This window comes from Paenibacillus aceris, assembly GCF_017874035.1.
GTDB classification, from domain to species: domain Bacteria; phylum Bacillota; class Bacilli; order Paenibacillales; family NBRC-103111; genus Paenibacillus_E; species Paenibacillus_E aceris.
Map to the genome: position 1 here is coordinate 39637 of NZ_JAGGKV010000002.1, position 18330 is coordinate 57966.

The 18330-nt window shown below is 48.1% G+C and carries 17 protein-coding genes; 6 read left to right on the forward strand and 11 right to left on the reverse strand.

Translation table 11 applies throughout. The features are described 5' to 3' along the window. Nucleotides 1-8: 8 nt before the first annotated feature. Both J2Z65_RS04345 and J2Z65_RS04350 read right to left on the reverse strand, forming a co-directional pair. Nucleotides 9-2264: a type IA DNA topoisomerase gene (locus J2Z65_RS04345; RefSeq protein ID WP_167054270.1), complete on the reverse strand. Its 2256-nt coding sequence runs from the start codon at nt 2262-2264 to the stop codon at nt 9-11. Between the two features lie 178 nt (nt 2265-2442). Further along, nucleotides 2443-3489, reverse strand: a complete 1047-nt coding sequence (locus J2Z65_RS04350; protein ID WP_167054268.1) for a YheC/YheD family protein — start codon at nt 3487-3489, stop codon at nt 2443-2445. 154 nt (nt 3490-3643) lie between these two features. On the opposite strand from J2Z65_RS04350, the gene J2Z65_RS04355 reads away from it, so the two are divergent. Further along, on the forward strand, nt 3644-4744 hold the full coding sequence (locus tag J2Z65_RS04355) for a WD40/YVTN/BNR-like repeat-containing protein (RefSeq protein WP_167054266.1): 1101 nt from the start codon (nt 3644-3646) through the stop codon (nt 4742-4744). 1 nt (nt 4745) lies between these two features. Beyond that, a complete protein-coding gene (locus J2Z65_RS04360; protein ID WP_167054264.1) occupies nt 4746-5021 on the forward strand; it encodes a MoaD/ThiS family protein in 276 nt (91 codons plus the stop codon). 22 nt (nt 5022-5043) lie between these two features. Here J2Z65_RS04360 and J2Z65_RS04365 read toward each other — a convergent pair whose 3' ends face one another. Further along, a complete protein-coding gene (locus tag J2Z65_RS04365; RefSeq protein ID WP_167054463.1) occupies nt 5044-5541 on the reverse strand; it encodes a metallophosphoesterase family protein in 498 nt (165 codons plus the stop codon). A 212-nt stretch (nt 5542-5753) separates the two neighbouring features. On the opposite strand from J2Z65_RS04365, the gene J2Z65_RS04370 reads away from it, so the two are divergent. Both J2Z65_RS04370 and J2Z65_RS04375 read left to right on the forward strand, forming a co-directional pair. Continuing rightward, on the forward strand, nt 5754-7055 hold the full coding sequence (locus J2Z65_RS04370) for an AAA family ATPase (protein WP_167054461.1): 1302 nt from the start codon (nt 5754-5756) through the stop codon (nt 7053-7055). A gap of 11 nt (nt 7056-7066) precedes the next feature. After that, a complete protein-coding gene (locus tag J2Z65_RS04375; protein WP_167054262.1) occupies nt 7067-8776 on the forward strand; it encodes a vWA domain-containing protein in 1710 nt (569 codons plus the stop codon). Nucleotides 8777-9504: 728 nt separating this feature from the next. On the opposite strand, the gene J2Z65_RS04380 is transcribed toward J2Z65_RS04375, so the two are convergent. The 4 genes from J2Z65_RS04380 to J2Z65_RS04395 form a co-directional block, all read right to left on the reverse strand. Then, a complete protein-coding gene (locus tag J2Z65_RS04380; RefSeq protein ID WP_167054260.1) occupies nt 9505-10041 on the reverse strand; it encodes an MOSC domain-containing protein in 537 nt (178 codons plus the stop codon). Between the two features lie 88 nt (nt 10042-10129). Beyond that, nucleotides 10130-10804: a PIG-L deacetylase family protein gene (locus J2Z65_RS04385; protein ID WP_167054258.1), complete on the reverse strand. Its 675-nt coding sequence runs from the start codon at nt 10802-10804 to the stop codon at nt 10130-10132. Between the two features lie 23 nt (nt 10805-10827). Further along, a complete protein-coding gene (locus tag J2Z65_RS04390) occupies nt 10828-11178 on the reverse strand; it encodes a His/Gly/Thr/Pro-type tRNA ligase C-terminal domain-containing protein (protein WP_167054256.1) in 351 nt (116 codons plus the stop codon). Nucleotides 11179-11437: 259 nt separating this feature from the next. Beyond that, the gene (locus J2Z65_RS04395; protein ID WP_167054254.1) at nt 11438-11917 is read right to left on the reverse strand and encodes a glutathione peroxidase; all 480 of its coding nucleotides are present in this window, start codon (nt 11915-11917) and stop codon (nt 11438-11440) included. 176 nt (nt 11918-12093) lie between these two features. On the opposite strand from J2Z65_RS04395, the gene J2Z65_RS04400 reads away from it, so the two are divergent. Then, entirely contained in the window at nt 12094-14256 is a 2163-nt protein-coding gene (locus J2Z65_RS04400; protein ID WP_167054252.1) for a HelD family protein, read from the forward strand. A gap of 64 nt (nt 14257-14320) precedes the next feature. Here the strand turns inward: J2Z65_RS04400 and J2Z65_RS04405 are convergent, their stop codons facing one another. The 3 genes from J2Z65_RS04405 to J2Z65_RS04415 form a co-directional block, all read right to left on the reverse strand. Further along, complete coding sequence (locus tag J2Z65_RS04405) at nt 14321-15166, reverse strand: DegV family protein (RefSeq protein ID WP_167054248.1); 846 nt, start codon at nt 15164-15166, stop codon at nt 14321-14323. A gap of 18 nt (nt 15167-15184) precedes the next feature. Then, nucleotides 15185-16033 (reverse strand): DegV family protein, encoded by an 849-nt coding sequence (locus J2Z65_RS04410; protein WP_167054246.1) that lies wholly within the window; start codon nt 16031-16033, stop codon nt 15185-15187. Nucleotides 16034-16170: 137 nt separating this feature from the next. Continuing rightward, nucleotides 16171-16941 carry an SDR family NAD(P)-dependent oxidoreductase gene (locus tag J2Z65_RS04415; RefSeq protein ID WP_167054244.1) on the reverse strand — a complete coding sequence of 257 codons (771 nt, stop codon included), beginning with the start codon at nt 16939-16941 and terminating at the stop codon, nt 16171-16173. Nucleotides 16942-17000: 59 nt separating this feature from the next. Between J2Z65_RS04415 and trhA the strand changes: the two genes are divergently transcribed. Beyond that, nucleotides 17001-17633, forward strand: a complete 633-nt coding sequence (trhA, locus tag J2Z65_RS04420) for a PAQR family membrane homeostasis protein TrhA (protein WP_167054242.1) — start codon at nt 17001-17003, stop codon at nt 17631-17633. Here the strand turns inward: trhA and J2Z65_RS04425 are convergent, their stop codons facing one another. After that, on the reverse strand, nt 17634-18287 hold the full coding sequence (locus J2Z65_RS04425; protein ID WP_167054240.1) for a GDSL-type esterase/lipase family protein: 654 nt from the start codon (nt 18285-18287) through the stop codon (nt 17634-17636). It abuts the gene before it with no gap. Between the last annotated feature and the right edge of the window lie 43 nt (nt 18288-18330).

Below are 18330 nucleotides of genomic sequence, written 5' to 3' on the forward strand. Positions count from 1 at the left end.
GTCCTCCATTATTCCGTTTCCGTACCAAGCTCTCCGGTATCTATGTTTTTCAATACGATACGTCCGTCTGCTGGTGTCCCATCGGGGAGCACGAGCTTCAGCTTAGCCGTTTTCCCTTTGTTGACAAGTGCTTGCACCTGCGCATCGGTCAGATTTCGTCCAAAGCTTTCCTTCCAAATGACAAATTTGCAGCCTTCTTTGTAATGCGAACAACCATATCCTTTGCGTCCCATAAAAAGCGATCCGCCGCATCCCGGTCTTGGGCAAGTCGCCAGAAATGTGCTTGCACCGTCCGATGCCTTGGCATCAGCTGATTTCTTGGAAGCTGTTTTGGCTTTGGCGCTTCCCGAAGCCGCTTGCGCGCTTGATCGCGCAGACCCGCGTTTGCTCCCTCCTGCAACAGGTGTCTCGCCTTCAAAGGATGTTTTGGCAGCTCTGGCCTGTACACGGACTTTATCAACGATGAGCGTCGCAAACCTTTTGACATTATGCATAAACTGCTCGTCCGACGCGGTTCCGCGGGAGATTTCGTTCAGCCTGCGCTCCCATTGTCCCGTCATCTCCGGAGAGGTAAGCAGCTCGATACCGGCGCCGCGAATCAATTCGACGGCCATTCTGCCTTTTTGAGTAAGGACAATCTTCTTGCCTTGCATATCGATATAGCCTACCTTCTTCAGACGTTCAATGGTCGCAGCGCGCGTTGCCGGCGTACCGAGGCCCGAATCTTTCATCGCATCGCGTAGCTCCTCATCCTCAATCTGCTTGCCTGCGCTTTCCATCGCTTTGAGCAGCGTTCCTTCGTTAAAATGCTTTGGCGGCTGTGTATCTTTCTCTTTGACGACAGCGTCACTGCAAACAACTTGACCTTGAGGATCGATTGAAAAGGGCTCACTGACTTCCACCTCTTCGTCTTCTTCCTCATCCTTGTCCTTGCCTTTTGAGCTTTTTGGCTTCTCTTTTTTCTGATCGGCGTAAATGACCTTCCAGCCCAAGTGGAGCAGCTCTTTGACGGTCGTCTTGAACATTTCTTGTTCAACCTCGGTCATCACCGTATGAACTTTATATTCAGCCGGCGGATAAAATTGCGATAAAAATCGCCTTACAATCAAATCGTACAGTTTTTGCTCATCCGGACTAAGCCCGGCAGCTTTGCGATTCGTCGGCAGGATCGCGTGGTGATCTTCCACTTTTGACGGATTGCAAATATTTTTATTGTTTTTGTGTACGAGATTACGGTTAGCGCCCTGCACAAGGTCATGATAAGCGGTTCCTTGCAAAGCTGACAATGATTTATGCATTTCCGGAATATTTTGTTCCGTGACGTAGTTGGAATTCGTTCTTGGATAGGAAATGACTTTATGCTTCTCGTATAGCGCCTGTGCGGTGTCGAGCGTCTTCTTCGCAGAGAAAGCATACTTCCCATTCGCCTCACGCTGCAGCAGAGTCAAATCATACAATTTGAACGGGTACTCCTTCGTTTCCTTAACTTCATAGGAAATAATTCGCGCCTGCTTCCCTTTCACCTTGGCCGCTAATGCTTCCACTTTCGGCTGGTCCGTCAAGCGATCGCCCTGCCACATGCCTCGGTAAGTGGTATCCCCTTGTGTAAAGTGCCCCTCCAACTCGTAAAATTTAAGCGAGGAGAAATCTTCGATCTGCTTCTGGCGGTCGTAAATGAGAGCTAGTACCGGCGTCTGCACACGTCCAACAGATAGAAGGACATTGTGCTTCGTCGTAAAAGCCCGCGAGCCGTTCATGCCGATCAGCCAATCCGCTTCACTCCGCGAGCGCGCCGCGCGTGTTAAATTTTCATATTCGGATCCGTCTTTCAGTGTGGCAAATCCATTGCGAATCGTTTCTGAAGTCAAGTCGGAAATCCATAAACGCTTCACCGGTTGTTTCAAACCAAGATGCCGCTGAATCAGCGAAAAAATATGCTGCCCCTCACGCCCGGCATCGCAGGCATTAACGAGCTGATCACATTTTTTCGCAAGTTCTGCAATCACTTTCAGCTGGTCATATGTGCGCGGATTGGGAATGAGCTTAAATTCATCCGGTATAATCGGCAGATGGCTTATGTTCCATTTTTTATATTTCTCATCATATTGATCAGGTTCAGCCAGCTCGATTAAGTGTCCGATCGCCCAAGTGATAATGTACTGTTCACCCTCTAAATAGGACCTGAGATTTTTGGCTTTAGGTTCTATTGCGGCGGCTATATTTCGCCCCATGTCCGGTTTTTCCGCAATAATAAGTGTCTTCAAAAGAGAATCGCTCCTTACTCATACTTTCTAAATGGATCTCATCTATCGACTCAGTGTATCCCACTTTATTATCGGCTGCAATATGGCAAAGGTCGAATTTTTGAAATCTATGGCATCAGAACGCGCACAGAAAGCGCGAAAAACCTTCTCGGCTCAAGAAGGTGATTTCGCGCTGTATTTACTTTAATAGAAATTTTGCATATTTCAGCGGAGTCTCATAAGTTCGATAAAAAGTTGAACGCATATGCGCCTTTTTTAAGGAGTATCGTTGGTCTCTTCCATTCACTTCAATAAACTTGATGCGGCCGCTTTGATCAACGCCTACATCAAGACCAAGATCGGCCAAGTGGGGCAAAACGCTTCCTAAATGCTTAGCAATGGCCAGGGAAGCTTGATGCAACTCCTGTGTTACTTGTGAGACCTCAAAGCCACTTGACTTAAAAAGCTCCTCACATCGTTTCACTGAGCCCCCTTTCGCCACATTCGTCACATGACGGCCTCTTGCGGCGACTTTGCCGACAACGCCAGTGATCTGCCATTGTCCCTGCTCACCTCGCTGGACAGAAACCCGCAAATCGTAGGGTCTGCCTTTGTAAGTCGCTAATGGGATAGCTTCTTGAATCATGTAGGATTGTTTGCGTACCGTTTTCTCTATTAAAATAACCGCCCGCTTCCGGGAAACAAGTTGAGGCTTTCTGAAAACACCATGCAGTATCCAAGCGCCGCTTGTTTGCTTTGAAACTTTAATGATTCCGTCCCCTACGCTGCTATTGGTTGGTTTAATAAAGAGTGACCCGTACTTGGACATAGCCGCTTCAAGCTGCTTGCGTGAGTATTTCGATGACTCCGGCAAATACTTACGAAGTGAGGAATTTCCTTGGATAAGATGGTGAATGCGATGTTTATCATATCGATTTTGCCGGTTAAACACATGGCTCGATTGTGAAAGCTGTTTTAATTTCCTTCTCAAATAAGGCGTCAAGGTTATAGCGCGGTTATGTGTTACGCAAGGAACTGTCCGGCGGAGAAGCTTATACTTGTTATTGGAATAGGAATATCCTAAAGCCGACTTCCCGTCCACATGCTGTAAGCACATATAAAATGGCTTTAATCCATGTATTTTACCCGCTTTATTGTAAAGCGCAATGCGTTCATTCCCTGTTTTTCCCTTTGGGATCCCCTTATACGTTTCTAAATCAAGTAAAACGCCTACGGTCGTACGCACAGAATCACCACCATCCGCATATTGGAACAATGACAGTGTATGTCCCTCTACTAACGGATAACACGGTAAATACCTAATATTCAATGAAAATGGGGCAGGAATTATTTGACATCCGTCGAATGTAGGCTAGGAGTAAGCGATAAGGAGGAAATCTATGGCTAAGCGCGTTAAATTGCTAGTAGGTACCAATAAAGGTGTTTTTATTTATTCCTCAACGGCCGAAAGACGAAATTGGTCCTTGCGAGGGCCATTCCTACCAGGGTGGGAAGTCTATAGTGTTCTTGGAGATACACGTAAAGGGAATAGGCTGTATGCCGGCACTTCGCATGCCGCCTATGGCGCCACGCTTCGTTTGTCTGACAATGGCGGTGAAACGTGGGAACAAATCGCGGACAGCCCGGCTTACCATACTGAAAGCGGATTCAAATTAAACCGCATTTGGCAGCTCATACAAGGCCATGTCTCTGAACCAGAAACCCTCTTCGCCGGTGTCGAAGAAGCCGGCATATTCATTAGTCGCGACAACGGCCAATCCTGGAAAGAGTTGGATGCTTTAACGAAGCACCCTACTCGACCCGAGTGGTTCCCAGGCGCAGGCGGCATGTGTTTACATACGATACTCGTCGACCCCCGGAATGCCAAACGGATGTGGGTCGGTATTTCCTCGGTTGGTGTCTTCCGCACATTGAATGGCGGTTTAAGCTGGCACACTTGCAATAACGGTTTGAACCGCGTTCCGACAGGACAGCCGGATGAGCAAGTCGGCTACTGTGTGCACAAAATGGTGCTCGACCCGGATAACTCCGATATTCTCTACATGCAGGAGCATAGCGGCGTATTTAAGTCGAGAGACGGCGGTGACAGCTGGCATCCGATCGAAGAAGGATTGACACTGCGTGAAGGCGACATGCCCTTCGGCTTCCCGATTGCCGTTTCACCTACAGGCGATTTGTTTCTCATCCCGCTGGAGAGCAGCGAGCAGCGCTCGATGCGAGACGGTAAACTGCTCGTCTACCGTATGGCAGCCGGCGAACAAATCTGGAAGCCGATCGGGGATGTGCTGCCGGAAGAAGAACGCCATGTGAGTGTTCTGCGCGACGCTATGACAGTTGACGACTTGGAACCCTACGGTCTTTATTTTGGGACGACTTCCGGTGAAGTGTTCTTTTCTTTAGATCGTGGAGAGAACTGGGAGCGTCTTCCCGGCCAATTTTCGCGCATCCTAACTGTAAAACCGCTTATTGGGGAGGAGTAGTATGCCGATCACCGTCACCATCCCTTCTTTACTGCGCGATTGCACGGGCGGCCGCGTCAGGTTTGAATTGGAGGCGCTTACGCTGCAAGCGGCACTGAATCAACTCCTGCTCAGCTATCCTCTCCTGCGTGTGCACCTTTGGACGGAAACAGGACAAGTCCGGAAGCATGTCCTGCTTTATTATAATGATACGAATATCGCGTGGCTGGATAATTTGGAGATTCCCTTGCAGGCCGGCGATCGGCTCACCGTATTCCAAGCTGTCTCCGGCGGGTAGGGCGGCTCATTAAATATCACAGCTATATCTTACTGTCATAATAATAATGCTCGGACTGAATGCTATCCCCCAATTCAATAATGCCGTACGAGTATTGAGGCTGCCTTCTTTTATCCGTTGGCGAGCCGGGGTTAAACATAAGCATTCCTTGTATAGTTTGTTTAAAAGGAATATGAGAATGCCCGAAAATGACGATATCCGGCTGCTCGTCCCGGAACGCTTCACGGGCTCTTTCCTCTGTCGTCTTCCGGAAGCCGTCTCCATGAATAAGGCCGATACGGAACTTGCCGACATTCACTATTTTTTTCAAGCCAAACCGCTCGATGATCGCATGACCATCATTATTCCCGGCTACTGCTTCGCACGGAGCAATTTGCTCAACGAGCTCGACCACGTGCTCGCTCACCCAATCTCCCGCATGAAGGATCAGATCGACACCTTGTAAGCCTGCAACTAACGCATCAGGCAGCTTTTGTACACTTGCAGATAGATGCGTATCTGAAATAACACCAATTCGCATGAGAATCACGCCTTTCTGTTTCATCAAGTAATAAAGTTCTTATGACCATTATCCTCCCATTTTCTCACTCGCAAGTCAGATCTGCAAATGGTGATCAGAAGCTTAAAAGGGAAGCGTTTTCGGAATCCATAACCTGATTTCCCGTAAATTCGATGTTTGCAGCACAGTTTGATACAATAAAGCTGAAATTTACGCCAAGGGGGACAACCATGATGAAAGATCCCATCGTCATACAGAACAAATTAAGAGAAGCTATGGGGCATCTCGAAAAAAGGTTCATGGAGCGGGAAGAGCTGATTCGAGTCTTGCTCCTTGCCATTATGAGCGGCGAACATGTCCTTTTGGTCGGACCTCCCGGTTCAGCGAAATCGCAGCTGGCACGCGCTGCAGCGGATCTATTCGGAAACGAGCCCTACTATGATTATTTATTGACTCGCTTCACCACACCGGACGAGTTGTTTGGGCCTGTCTCCTTGCAAAAGTTAAAACAAGATGAGTACAGCCGGCTCACAGAGGGCTATTTGCCAAGTGCCCGTTTCGCCTTTCTGGATGAAATATTCAAAGCGAACAGCGCCATTCTTAACTCACTTTTATCGATATTAAATGAACGTGTTTTCTTCAATGGCCGTCTGAAGCAGCCTTCTCCACTCTTGTTTTTGATGGCCGCATCGAATGAGCTGCCAGAGGATAACGAACAGCTTGCTGCACTTTACGACCGCTTTCTGTTTCGGTTCGAAGTCGAGTATGTCAAGCAAATTTCCAGCTTTGAGCTGATGTTTCAGGCGCCCAACACGCCTCTTCCCACTCTGCTTTCAACGGAATTCATCAAGCAATTGCGATCCCAAGCGATGGATGTACAATTGCCGGATGCTTTAATTTACATGCTCTTCCAGTTGAAAACGGCCCTTCAGGAGAAGGAATATGTTCTCTCCGACCGGCGTTGGAACAAAATCGGACATACTTGGAAAATATCAGCTGCTATTCATGGGCGCCGTTCAGTCAACGTATGGGACACGGTGTTGACTCCCCACATGCTTTGGGACTTCCCCGAAGATTTGACGGAAGTGAAAGCCATTTTCGATACGTTATTTCAGGATATGTTGAAACGCGAGATGGAACAGGAGCTTCCTTTACAGCAATACAACTTAACGGTTAAAAAATGGCTGGATAAGGAAGATGAGCTCCACGCCTTCCAATTTAAAAAAGAAATCGGCGGTTCTTTAACCAAAGATGCCGCTGAGCGTCTCAAAGGGAACTTGGAAGATTGCCGTACGGAGCTTGAGGAAACCGCGCGCAGTTTACGAGGTAGACTCGTTGCCTGGCAGGAAAAAGAAAAGAAATTACCGGAATGGATTTCCTCACAGTCCATTTTCCTGCAGCATCCTGAGCAGTATGCCGTTAAGTTTACTCATCTCCGTATTCAAGGGGAGCGCATACTACAATCCATACAAGGCTTATATCGCACATTGTTTGACCGTGAAATTCCGGGAATCGTGTACGACTATACTCTCTAAGAGGTTATCCAATGATCATACGCTGCACACGGGTTGACCGGTATGTATTTGAAGGCTATGTCCATTCTTCGCGGGTCGCTCAAGAGTGGATGCGCGAAGCGGTGCGGCAAGCCCCCTGGTTTTCGCTAGAATTGTTTGCCGATTTCTTTATGTGCTTTTATTTGACGAAGCCTGAGATGGATGCTGCTTCCGAGGAATCTCCATTTCATCGGTGGATGGTGCTGACTTTGACCAAGCAATACTTCTATGTGTCCATTCATCCGCGCACGATTGGGCAAGTGAACGCTTCCTTCAAAACAGCGCTCAAAGCGCTCATGTGGCTGACGGAGTCGTATGAGAAAGAAGTGAAGAAGCGGCAAAAGGAACAGCAGCAACTTGGCGTCGGCCTGGAGAAAAAGCAGCAAATGAGCGGTCAAGAAGACAAAAGCGTCAGCGAACGTCTCACCGATAAGCAAATCGAGAAGCTGCGGCTCGTTGGCTACACCCTCCAGCAAGGGAAGCGCGCTGTCGAGGATAAGCAGGAGGCCACCGATACGCGGCCGCTGGTCACGGAAGAGATACGCGCGTTGAAGGAGCGTATCACAGAACTGCAGAGCGAAATGCGTACGGAGTTCATGAAACGCGACAAGCTGAAAGCAAAGCTGCGCAAGGCGGAAGAGGAACTCGAGCGCCGGAAGCGGCAGCTGGACCGCATGAGCGCGCGCGCCCTCGCCGCCATGCAAGAAATTGAGACCGAGCTGGGCGACTGGCTCGGGCGTTCTTTGAAGGAGACGCTGTCCCTCGAAGAGACGGACAGCTTTAATGTACACGAGCTCGTGCAGGCGAGTCAGCGGCTCGCGAACCGACGCTGGGGCAGCGAGCTGGGGAAGCTGCGGAGGCAAACGTTCGAGCACTACATGCAGTGGATAGAAAAGCTGAAGCGCAGCAAGGATTTGGTGGCTTTCCTGCAGGAGGTGGGCCGCAACATCCACCATCTTCGCGTCCAGCGGAAAAAGCAGCGCTCCCCTTATGTACCGGAAGCCTACGATGATTTGCGCCAATCCGGCGACATCGCGCATCTGCTTCCCAGCGAAGCCAGTCTGCTCGCGGATGAAGATTTTGAGCCTTATTTTCTGGTAAAATGGATGGAAAACAAGCTCATGACTTACAACTACACCGGATCCTCACCGGAGCCGCAAAAAGGTCCCGTGATCTGCATGCTTGACACGTCCCACTCTATGCGCGGCAGCAAGCTGCGGCTTGCCCAGCTGTTTACCGCAACATTCGCTTCCTTCGCCCTTCTCGAGCGGCGGGATTTCGTCCTGCTCCTGTTCGGAGCAAAGGGCGAGCTAGTCGAGCACATCTTGTCGTATAAGCGTCCCGACTGGGATCGCTTCTATGGCCTCGCGCAGCTCGCCTTCGGCGGCGGTACGAACTTCGACGCGCCGCTGGGCAGAGGCATGGACATCGTTCAGCATGAGCCGCGGTTTCACGATGCGGACTTCGTAATGGTTACCGATGGCGTCGGCCAAATCTCCAAAGCGACCCTGCAGATGCTTGCGACCCTTGGCCAAAAGAAGCAGCTGCGGCTGCATTCCTTGATCATCGGCTCCGCCCGCCAGCATCTCGTACAAAAATACGAAATTGTCGGCGTCTCGCATCAGGTGCGCTTTGCGACTGCTTGGGATATGCAGGATCCCGTCAAGGATGAGCTTTTACTTGATGTTTTTGCGAAGCGGTAGCCATCTGTTGTGCTCCGAGATCAGCATATGCCAAACAATCCCCTGCTCGCCGCCCGGCTTGCAGGGGATTGTTTTAAGTTAAGTAGCGTCGCCGGCCTTATACCTCATAAAAATAAGGACCCCTTTCGGAGTCCTCATCGACGGTGAATAGATTTATGGTACTTTGCTTTGAACCTTGACTGAGCTCGGTTTTTACCTCATCACACTATTGCAGTACTAGACCACATTAATGACTCTGCGGCACATCTCCTCGCTTCTTTGCGGATTCAACAACAACTTCCCTTGGTGTAAATTGTCTTTGACACGACACCTCTCTGCTTTCACCGTCCCTATTATCATGTCCGTTCCTGTTTGATGTTATTCATTTCAAAAATAAATAGCCATCGTATTCATCTATGCGCAGTCTCCGGGTGTCAAGCCCGCATCAAATCCTTAATCGTTTTAAGCGACACACCGGTCTGATGATACACCTCAATTATCGTTGCATGAGGATGGTTTCGAACGAAGTCCTTCACTTTGTGCGACTCGGCCAAGAAATGCTGAGAACACGATTTGCACCGTTTCTCATAGTTTGAAATGAATACTAATCCGCATGTTTCACAGTTGCAAAGCGACATTTCTACACACCTTCCGTAACCGAACCTTTGCAGGCTATTTCTATATTATTATTTAGAATAGCATTCGAAAGTGTGCGTTTACTTATGGGGGTAGCCGGAGCCATTCATTGATTAATGATGGATCTCCATGAAATCCCCTGGTTTTAGTTCACCGGGACGTTCAATGTAGGCAACAATGCCTCTGCTCTTTTGCGCTTGTTTGATAAAAAGCTGGGTTAAGGTTCTGTCTCCGTAATGGTTGGCGATGACTTTACCAGGCCCTGCGCAAGGCTCATTCTCACCCTCGCAGATCAATCCTCCGCCGCTTGAAAGCATCATGCGGATACCCATTGGAAGCCTAGTTAAGTGAGGTACGCCGCTCACAAGAATATTCGCGCCTAACCACTCAGGTCGAATGATTTCAACGCCCAGCCTTTCTGCAATCCTTTGCAGTTCCTCAACAGATACAATACTAAGCTGGCGCCTGTTCATAATCTCTGTTCCCCTCTTATACATGGGCTGCCTGGAGTCAGCTTTGGCGAATAAGCCAAAGTGCCGATCTCCTTCCATGCCTCCAAAACACAGCTCAACACCATCAATTTCTCTAGTTACAAAGGTTGCGGGATCATCTGCGATTAGCACAGCTTCAACTTTTGCAATTATGGTCATCCTGCAATCCTCCAACTTTATTACATTTTCTTCACACTATTCTCAATTTGCACGATCTAGGCTTTATCGAAAAAAGCAATATCATCTATCATTTTTCTGTCATCTCAGGCCACATAACGCCATCTTCCCAACCCAGCACAAAAGCTTCCCACCTGCGCGCCTCAGGAAATACGGTAAGATCGCCAAAATTTTTGGCAATTGTCACATGTTGCGTAGCATGAGCTTGTAAAGCAGCTGCTTTGACGGGCCAGCCGGGTTCGGTATCAACTACGATTGAAGGTTGATGTCCTTGATCTCGCAATGATCCTGACGCCGCATAATAAAGCCTGCGGACGCTTGGACATTTTCCGCTTAATACCGCCGCCGTCGTCGCTTTTGAAATCGTAATATGATCGGGATGTCCATTCCCGCCATCTTCCGCGAAACTGAACACGTTCTCCAGTTCATAGCGTTGAATAAATGAGACAACACCTGCAACAAGGGAATCAAAATCAATAACAGCCAGTTGGCCGTCCGGGTAGCCTAAATGCTCAACATGCGAAATGCCCAGAACTTCGGCCGCCGCCTTCATTTCTTCCTCACGCAGCCTGGCAAGCTCCGACTTATCAGTCGCTCTTTCTAAGCCTTGCCGGCCGGCTTCGCCACGCGTTGCAAGCAGAAGAACAGGGCTATTGCCGCCATCTGCAAATTGACGAATTAAACATGCGCTGAGAAAGGTCTCATCATCCGGATGCGCATAAATAAATCCATAACGAGTTCCCATTTATCGTTTCACTCCGTTTTCTTTTATGTAAAATCTGCAGGCGGATATATTTTCTCGATGACATAAATCGCCTGATCCATAGGCATTATCCGCTCTTGCATCTCTAGCATGTCCATTAAGCTCACTTGATCTACAGCGATCTCATTCTCATGGATCCCAATGACAAACCGTATTCCAAGTTCAGCCGCCATCTGTAACCCAAACTTCGGGTTCACGCTTTCCGTTCTTACTCCAATACCGACTTGATTCAATTCACTGCTCATTTTAACAGCTTTTCTAGATGTTATAGGCGCTAACAGGATCACTCTGGCTTGTTCAAGGTGATTCACATACCGTTCATCTGAACTCACATACCATTGATTCGCGTTTTCCATACTTTCACCTTTCCCTTCTCCCGAGATAAAAAAACGCGCCGGACCTATGGTCCTGCGCGAATTGCTATCCCGCAGGGAGGCCAACGCGAAATGCGTTAGCCCACCCTGATAAGTTCAGGTATGTGCTAACGCCTCTGAAAATAATGAAATTGTACGAACCAAGCTGTATTCTTCATATTGATTCGACTCCTTCACCGTCATGATTATTTTTGATTATAGCGGGGGCCTGTCAGCAATGCAACTATTTTTTACATCTCAATTAAGCTAAAATGGCTTCAATATCTGCTGCTATGTCGGAAGGCTCCGTTCTTGCACTATACTGCTTAACAACATTTCCGCTTGCGTCCACTAGAAATTTAACGAAATTCCATTCAATATCGCCTGTGCGATAAGGTTCTGGTGTATGAGTTAGCAAATACGTAAATAATGGATGAGCGTCTTCGCCTTTCACATCCACTTTGGCAAACATCGGAAAGGTCACGTTGTAGTTAAGCTCGCAGAAGCTCTGAATTTCTTCATTAGTTCCAGGTTCTTGTCCTGCAAATTGATTGCAAGGGAATCCTAGCACAACCAAGCCCTTGTCCTGATACTGCTCATACAAGCTCTGTAAACCTTTGTAATGCGGTGTTAGTCCGCATGCGCTTGCCGTATTTACAATAAGCAGCGCTTTGCCTTTGTATTCAGACAGTGACTTCGTTTCTCCCTTAATCGTTTGAACCTCGATATCGTAAATGGACATGGCGTTCGGCTCCTTCACAGGTAAAATAAGTACTTTTCCATTATAGCATTGTTTCCCAGCGACCCCAAATATCCCGAGTTTACGGTTTAGCTTCCCATATCCTGACAGGTGTGTTATATTGTTTACCTGTTTATTCACAAAATAGACCGACATCTGATCTTAGGAGGTAACTGATCTTGGACACAAAGACTCAAAGTGCCTATCAAGAAGAACTTCAACGACTCGAAGAAACGAATATCGAGATCGACAAACAGCTCGCAAGGCTGAGAGCAACACCTGTATATTACGGTCCTGATCTAACCGAACAGGCCCTCGAGGTTGCCCGTGAGAATGGCAGACACAATTTGGCCAAAGCCGTAGATGAACCGTATTTTGGCCGTCTCGATTTCCAAGAAACAGGCACTGCATCCTCCATGCCCCTCTATATCGGTAAATCAGGCGTAGAAGACGAACGTACGGGACAATTGCTTGTCATTGATTGGCGCGCACCGGTAGCCAGCCTTTTCTACTCATTCACCGGCGGACTCGACGCAGCCTCCTACGATTCACCTGACGGTCTCATTGAAGGTCTCGTCTACTTAAAGCGAAATCTCGTGATCCGTAAACAAATCCTCCAACGCGTCGTAGATACTTATGATCGCACGGAAGACTCCCTGGCCGTTGGCGACGAATTCTTACTCTATCGCTTAGGCGAGAATAAAGACAATAAGCTGCGTGATATCGTCTCCACCATCCAGGCGGAGCAAGACCGAATTATCCGCGCAGCCAAAAATACGGCACTCATCATCCAAGGGGTCGCTGGTAGTGGTAAAACAACCGTTGCCCTGCATCGCCTCGCTTTTTTGCTTTATCAATACCGTGAACAAGTTCGTGCAGAACGGATGATTATTTTTGCACCGAACTCGATGTTCCTCGATTACATATCCGGCGTACTTCCAGAACTGGGCGTAGGCAATATTCAGCAAAGCACCTTTACGGACTGGGCACTGGAAGTGCTCGATCAAGAGGTTAAGCTGGCCGATCTGGCAGTAACGCTGCAAACCTGGTTTTCTCTAGGCAGCAAAAGACCTCCGGTCGACGATAACGCGCCTGGTAGATTTAAGGGTTCTGTCACCTATATGACCTATTTGGATGACTGCTTGACGAAGTTCGAAACCTCGTACGTCCCCTCGGCGGATTTCATCCCATGGGAGGGTGTCAAACTGCCGCTTGCGACCATTCGCGAGTGGTTCTTCGTAGAGAACAAGCATTATCCGCTTGTCAAACGCCGTGAACGCGTCGTAGCCCGCATCAAGCGTTGGATGGAAATGCAGCTCGACAAAATCTGGGAGCAAACCCGGAAAAAAGAGCTGAAAAAGAAATCCTCGCAGCGGCTGCGGACCTATTTGACCGGCTGGCCGGAGCATACGGCTTTCAGCTTCTACAAAATGTTGTACACCCAGAACGGGCGCCCAGACAGTTTGCCTTTGGATTTGTTGAACCAGCTCCCGGAGCCAATGATCAGCGCTTCGCTTAAGCTTTTTAAGAAAAAAGAAGTGCAGCTGGAAGATCTCGCCCCACTCCTATATATTCATAAGCGTCTATATGGTATTTCTTCCGACCAATTGTTCGACCATGTCGTCATTGACGAAGCGCAAGACTTTTCACCTTTCCAGGTGGCCGTTCTCGATAGCTATACGCGCAACAGTTCGTTTACGATTCTTGGTGATTTGTCGCAAGGGATACATGCCTATCAAGGTATTAAAGAATGGCAGGAATTCTCCAGTTTATTCCAAGAAGACCAAAGAGGCTACTTTGAGCTGGAGCGAAGCTACCGGTCGACGATGGAGATCATTCAGTTTGCCAATTTGGTGCTGAAACGAGGGGTTGAGAACCCGCTCCTAGCCGTCCCCGTGTTCCGAAGCGGCAACAAAGTCCGGGTCCTGCAAACGGATCTCAAAGGAAGAATGCCGCTGCTGCAGCGAGCCATCGCAACCTTACAACAAGGGACGTCCAGCACCATTGCCGTTGTCGCTCGCACGGAGAAACAGGCCGAAGAGCTGCATGACGCTCTGACTGCAGCCGGCATCGAAACGAATCTCATCACATCTAAACAGCGTGTGTACCGCGGCGGTATTTCAGTCGTCCCGGTCTATCTGACCAAAGGACTGGAGTTTGACGCCGTCCTGCTGATGGACGTTACCTCCGGTCATTACGAAGCTACGCTTATGGATGCCAAACTGCTCTATGTTGGCTGTACGCGCGCACTTCATGAATTGTGGTTGATGGCCTCTGGTGAGTTATCGCCGCTAGTCTCAACGGATGAGCCAGAAATCGTAACAACCGCTTATCCCGAATAAAATAAAACAAGACACCTGATCCTTCCTAGGCCGAAGCCTTGGAAATGTATCAGGTGTCTTTCTTTTAATAAGCGATCAGTACGCCGCCTTCTCCGGCATAAGTCCCAATAACCGTTCCCATGTTGGCGAATAGCACATTGCGGAACGGATGTTTCTCGAGCAGTTGGCTCAACACCTTGCGTGCTCTTTCCTCGCAATTGCTGTGCGCGACCGCGATCACATCTTTCTCATAATCATGGACCGCCTCACCCACTTTGGCAATCATCCGTTTCAATGCTTGCTGGGAGCCGCGGATTTTTTCCATCACTTCAATTGAGCCTTCTTCGCTTGCTTTCATGACCAGCTTAATATTCAGAATGGAAGCAACAGCTCCGCGTACCCGGTCAAGCCGGCCGCCTTTGATCACATTTTCTAACGTATCCAAGAAAAATAGCGTCCCCGAAGATGCAACCGAATGTCGTACCGCCTCTACTAATTGCTCGAAAGGTACATTCTCCTCAGCCATCTTGGCTGCTTTATACACAAGAACACCCAGGCCTAATGAAGCCGTTTTCGAGTCAATGACCTCGATTCGGCCACTATAGCCTTCTTCCAGCATCATTTCTTTGGCCATCAGTGCGTGATGATACGTGCTGCTGAGTGCAGAAGACAGACAAATCACTAGAATATCCTGATTTACCTCAGCCTTTTTCTGATAATCGGCGAGAAAATGCAGCGGTGAAGGACTAGACGTCTTAGGGAGCACGCTCTCCGTTTTCATTCTCGCATAAAAATCACAAAGCTCCATGTGAGGGGACATGCACTCCTCTCCAAAATGTACGGACAAAGGCACAATGGTAACACCCAGTTCCTCTACAATCAATTTGGGGAGGTCGCAGCTGCTGTCAGTGATAATCTTGATTGTTGTCATGTTGTGTACACTCATTTCCTATTTTTTGGCGAAAACGATTCCAACCGTTCGCGGTCCGCAGTGACTGGAAACTACGCAGCCGGTTTCGGTTATATAGACTTGCTTTACATTGGTTTGTTGTTCGATCTGCCTTTTCACATAAGCAGCTTCCTCCGCTGCCAAGGCGTGCGTGACAAACAAGAACTCCGTATCCATGTCATCTTTTTGCGCGAGTGTATTATCCAAGAGCTGCTGAAGCGCTTTTTCCCGCTTCCCTCTTACTTTGTCCTTCAATGTCATGGCCCCGTTAATCACTTTCACAACAGGTCTGATTTTCAATAGGCTCCCAATGAAGTGCTGAACACTTGAGCATCGTCCACCTTTATGCAAATACTCCAAGGTGTCGATGATAAACTCTACTTCTATGCGGGAACGAAGCGATTCAATCATCGATTTGATTTCCGCGACGCTTTTGCCGTCATGAGCGGCATGCGCCGCTTTCAGCACAAGCACGCCAATTCCGGTTGATAGACTCATAGAATCTATGACGGTAATTCTATCATCCGGAAAATTCGCTGCCGCTATGGAAGCATTTTGAATCGTCGATGATAATTCAGACGAAAGTCCGATATAAACGACATCATCTCCTGACTGAATGGCACCTTCAAACGCACGCTCAAAATCTAGAGGAGAAGGCGCAGCCGTTTTGGGCAGTTTTCCGGTTTGATCTACAAGTTCAAAAAGCCGACTAGGCTTAATAGAAACGCCGTCTTTTAAAGATTGCTCCTCAAACACAACGTAAAGCGGCACGATTTCAATTTGATATTGTTGAATGAGATCCTCACTTAAATCACATGTGCTGTCTGTAAAAATTCGCACCCGGGACATTACAGTCTACCACCTTATCATAGCTTTCTTCCATCATCCTATATAAATGAAAACCACATTAAATCTATGGATTGTTGTGTGTTCAGTATAAAGGATAACAGGTGAAAGCTCAATCATACAAAATGAAGCAAACACAATTAGAACCCATAAATGGTCATGCCGCCGTCCACGAACAACGTCTGACCCGTCACATAATTCGCAGCATCGGAAGCGAAGAAAACAGCCGGCCCTACCAACTCTTCAAGCTCCCCCACCCGTTGCAGTGGCGTACGGGCAATAATATCAGACAAATAGTCCGGATCAGCCAATATTTTCTCAGTAAGCGGCGTTTTAAAATACCAAGGACCGCTGCTATTCACATTGATCCCATATTTCCCCCATTCCAGCGCCAGCACCTTCGTCATTTGAATCATGGCGGCTTTGGTGGCTGCGTATACAACGCCAGTGCGAAGGGCAACCTGTCCGGCAACAGAAGCAATATTAATAATGCGGCCATACTCCTGCTGCTTCATATGATGGCCCACAATTTGGGAGCACAAAAAAGCCGATTTGAGATTTGTCTGCATGATGGTGTCCCATTCTTCATCGGTCACCGCCAATGCTTGGCTTCGAATATTCATCCCGGCATTATTGATCAGAATATCCAATCGGCCAGCCTTTTCAATGATTCGCTCTACCGCCTCTTCAATCTGCACTCTGTTCGTGACATCCACTTGATAAGGATACGCATTTCTTCCCAACGCTCGGATTTCACCGGCTACGTCTTCTAAATCAATCGCTGTCCTTGCGAATATGGCAACATCTGCCCCTGCCTCAGCAAGACCGATCGCCAGCGCTCTGCCGATGCCTCGTCCGGCTCCTGTCACTAATGCAACTTTATTATGCAGTAGAAATGAAGGTAAAAACATTTTATCATCGTCCAATCTATAGGTAGGATTGTAATTTAACTATGAAAGAAGGGATCTCTATGGAATATTCGATTCAAGAAGAAAAGGCAAATGCCATCAGCCATGGGATTGGCGTCCTTTTAAGCATCGCAGCGCTTATCCTGCTTGTTGTTCAAGCTTGTCTGCATGGCGATGCGTGGCATATTGTAAGTTTTAGCGTGTTTGGGGCTGCGCTTGTCACCTTATATACTTGTTCCACTCTGCTGCACAGTGTCCGTCATCCCCGTTTGAAGGATGTTTTTGAGATTCTCGATCATTCCGCGATTTATCTCTTAATTGCAGGCACGTATACGCCCTATTTGCTTGTGACGCTGCGCGGGCCTTTGGGCTGGACATTTTTTGGCGTTATTTGGGGGCTTGCCCTAACCGGTATTGTACTCAAACTATTTTACGTGAAACGCTTTATTATCATTTCAACACTTTGTTATATCCTTATGGGCTGGCTCATTGTCATCGCCTTTAAGCCGCTTTACGCGAACCTGCCCTTTGGAGGTATCGTTTGGCTTGTGATAGGCGGACTGCTGTACACATTCGGTTCGATCTTCTATGTATGGAGGCGCATCCCTTATCACCATGCCATTTGGCATATTTTCGTGCTCGCTGGTAGCGCCTGTCATTTCATTTCCATCTTCGGATATGTCATCATGTCATAATTACAGAAGCAGCTGCTGCAGCTGCTCAAATGAGACGACACACTCGAGTTGACGCGTAAGTTCATCGTAACCATCTTCGTTGGGATGAATCGCGTCTTCCGAGAGGTATCGGGTATCCTGCCCAACAAAAGCATCATACACCTGCACAATATGAATATGCGGCTGCTCCAATTTACGTAAAAATATATTAAAACGCTGCACCCAGTAAGCTGATTCCGGCACCTGCGGTAAAGGATTATACAATCCGATAAGGGCAACTAAGTACGGGGTATCAATACCTTGCCGCAGCGTTTCTATTTGTATCATTATTTTTTTGTAATTTGTTTCGTAGGTTTGAAGTGCAGACTTTAAAAATGCAGGATCATTTTGATAAAAGAAAGGAATTGCCGCTTGAATTAAATCGTTACCGCCAGCCGTGATCGTAATGATATCCGCCTCTTGGATATCCTTCTGAATTTGCACATCGGACTCAAGCGTTTGGAGCAATTCGCTCGTCGTGGCGCCGTTCGTGCCAGCTTGAATTAATTGAACCGGAACGTTCAGCAAGTGCTCGACCTTCTGCCGAAAGCTGCACACGAATCCACGGCCGTCCGGAGCTCCAAAACCAACCGTTAGTGAATCGCCAAATGCCAAATATTTGATCGTCTTATTCATGCTATCCTCTCCCTAAAGCCTGACGTAGGATAGTATATGCGTC

Excerpts from the sequence above, each read along its gene's own strand:
- J2Z65_RS04405 (WP_167054248.1), bottom strand. The coding sequence starts at position 15,166 with ATGACAACAATCAAGATTATCACTGACAGCAGCTGCGACCTCCCCAAA.
- J2Z65_RS04375 (WP_167054262.1), top strand. The coding sequence starts at position 7,067 with ATGATCATACGCTGCACACGGGTTGACCGGTATGTATTTGAAGGCTAT.
- trhA (WP_167054242.1), top strand. The coding sequence starts at position 17,001 with ATGGAATATTCGATTCAAGAAGAAAAGGCAAATGCCATCAGCCATGGG.
- J2Z65_RS04380 (WP_167054260.1), bottom strand. The coding sequence starts at position 10,041 with ATGACCATAATTGCAAAAGTTGAAGCTGTGCTAATCGCAGATGATCCC.
- J2Z65_RS04425 (WP_167054240.1), bottom strand. The coding sequence starts at position 18,287 with ATGAATAAGACGATCAAATATTTGGCATTTGGCGATTCACTAACGGTT.
- J2Z65_RS04415 (WP_167054244.1), bottom strand. The coding sequence starts at position 16,941 with ATGTTTTTACCTTCATTTCTACTGCATAATAAAGTTGCATTAGTGACA.
- J2Z65_RS04355 (WP_167054266.1), top strand. The coding sequence starts at position 3,644 with ATGGCTAAGCGCGTTAAATTGCTAGTAGGTACCAATAAAGGTGTTTTT.
- J2Z65_RS04370 (WP_167054461.1), top strand. The coding sequence starts at position 5,754 with ATGAAAGATCCCATCGTCATACAGAACAAATTAAGAGAAGCTATGGGG.
- J2Z65_RS04360 (WP_167054264.1), top strand. The coding sequence starts at position 4,746 with ATGCCGATCACCGTCACCATCCCTTCTTTACTGCGCGATTGCACGGGC.
- J2Z65_RS04410 (WP_167054246.1), bottom strand. The coding sequence starts at position 16,033 with ATGTCCCGGGTGCGAATTTTTACAGACAGCACATGTGATTTAAGTGAG.
- J2Z65_RS04395 (WP_167054254.1), bottom strand. The coding sequence starts at position 11,917 with ATGTCCATTTACGATATCGAGGTTCAAACGATTAAGGGAGAAACGAAG.
- J2Z65_RS04385 (WP_167054258.1), bottom strand. The coding sequence starts at position 10,804 with ATGGGAACTCGTTATGGATTTATTTATGCGCATCCGGATGATGAGACC.
- J2Z65_RS04365 (WP_167054463.1), bottom strand. The coding sequence starts at position 5,541 with ATGCGAATTGGTGTTATTTCAGATACGCATCTATCTGCAAGTGTACAA.
- J2Z65_RS04390 (WP_167054256.1), bottom strand. The coding sequence starts at position 11,178 with ATGGAAAACGCGAATCAATGGTATGTGAGTTCAGATGAACGGTATGTG.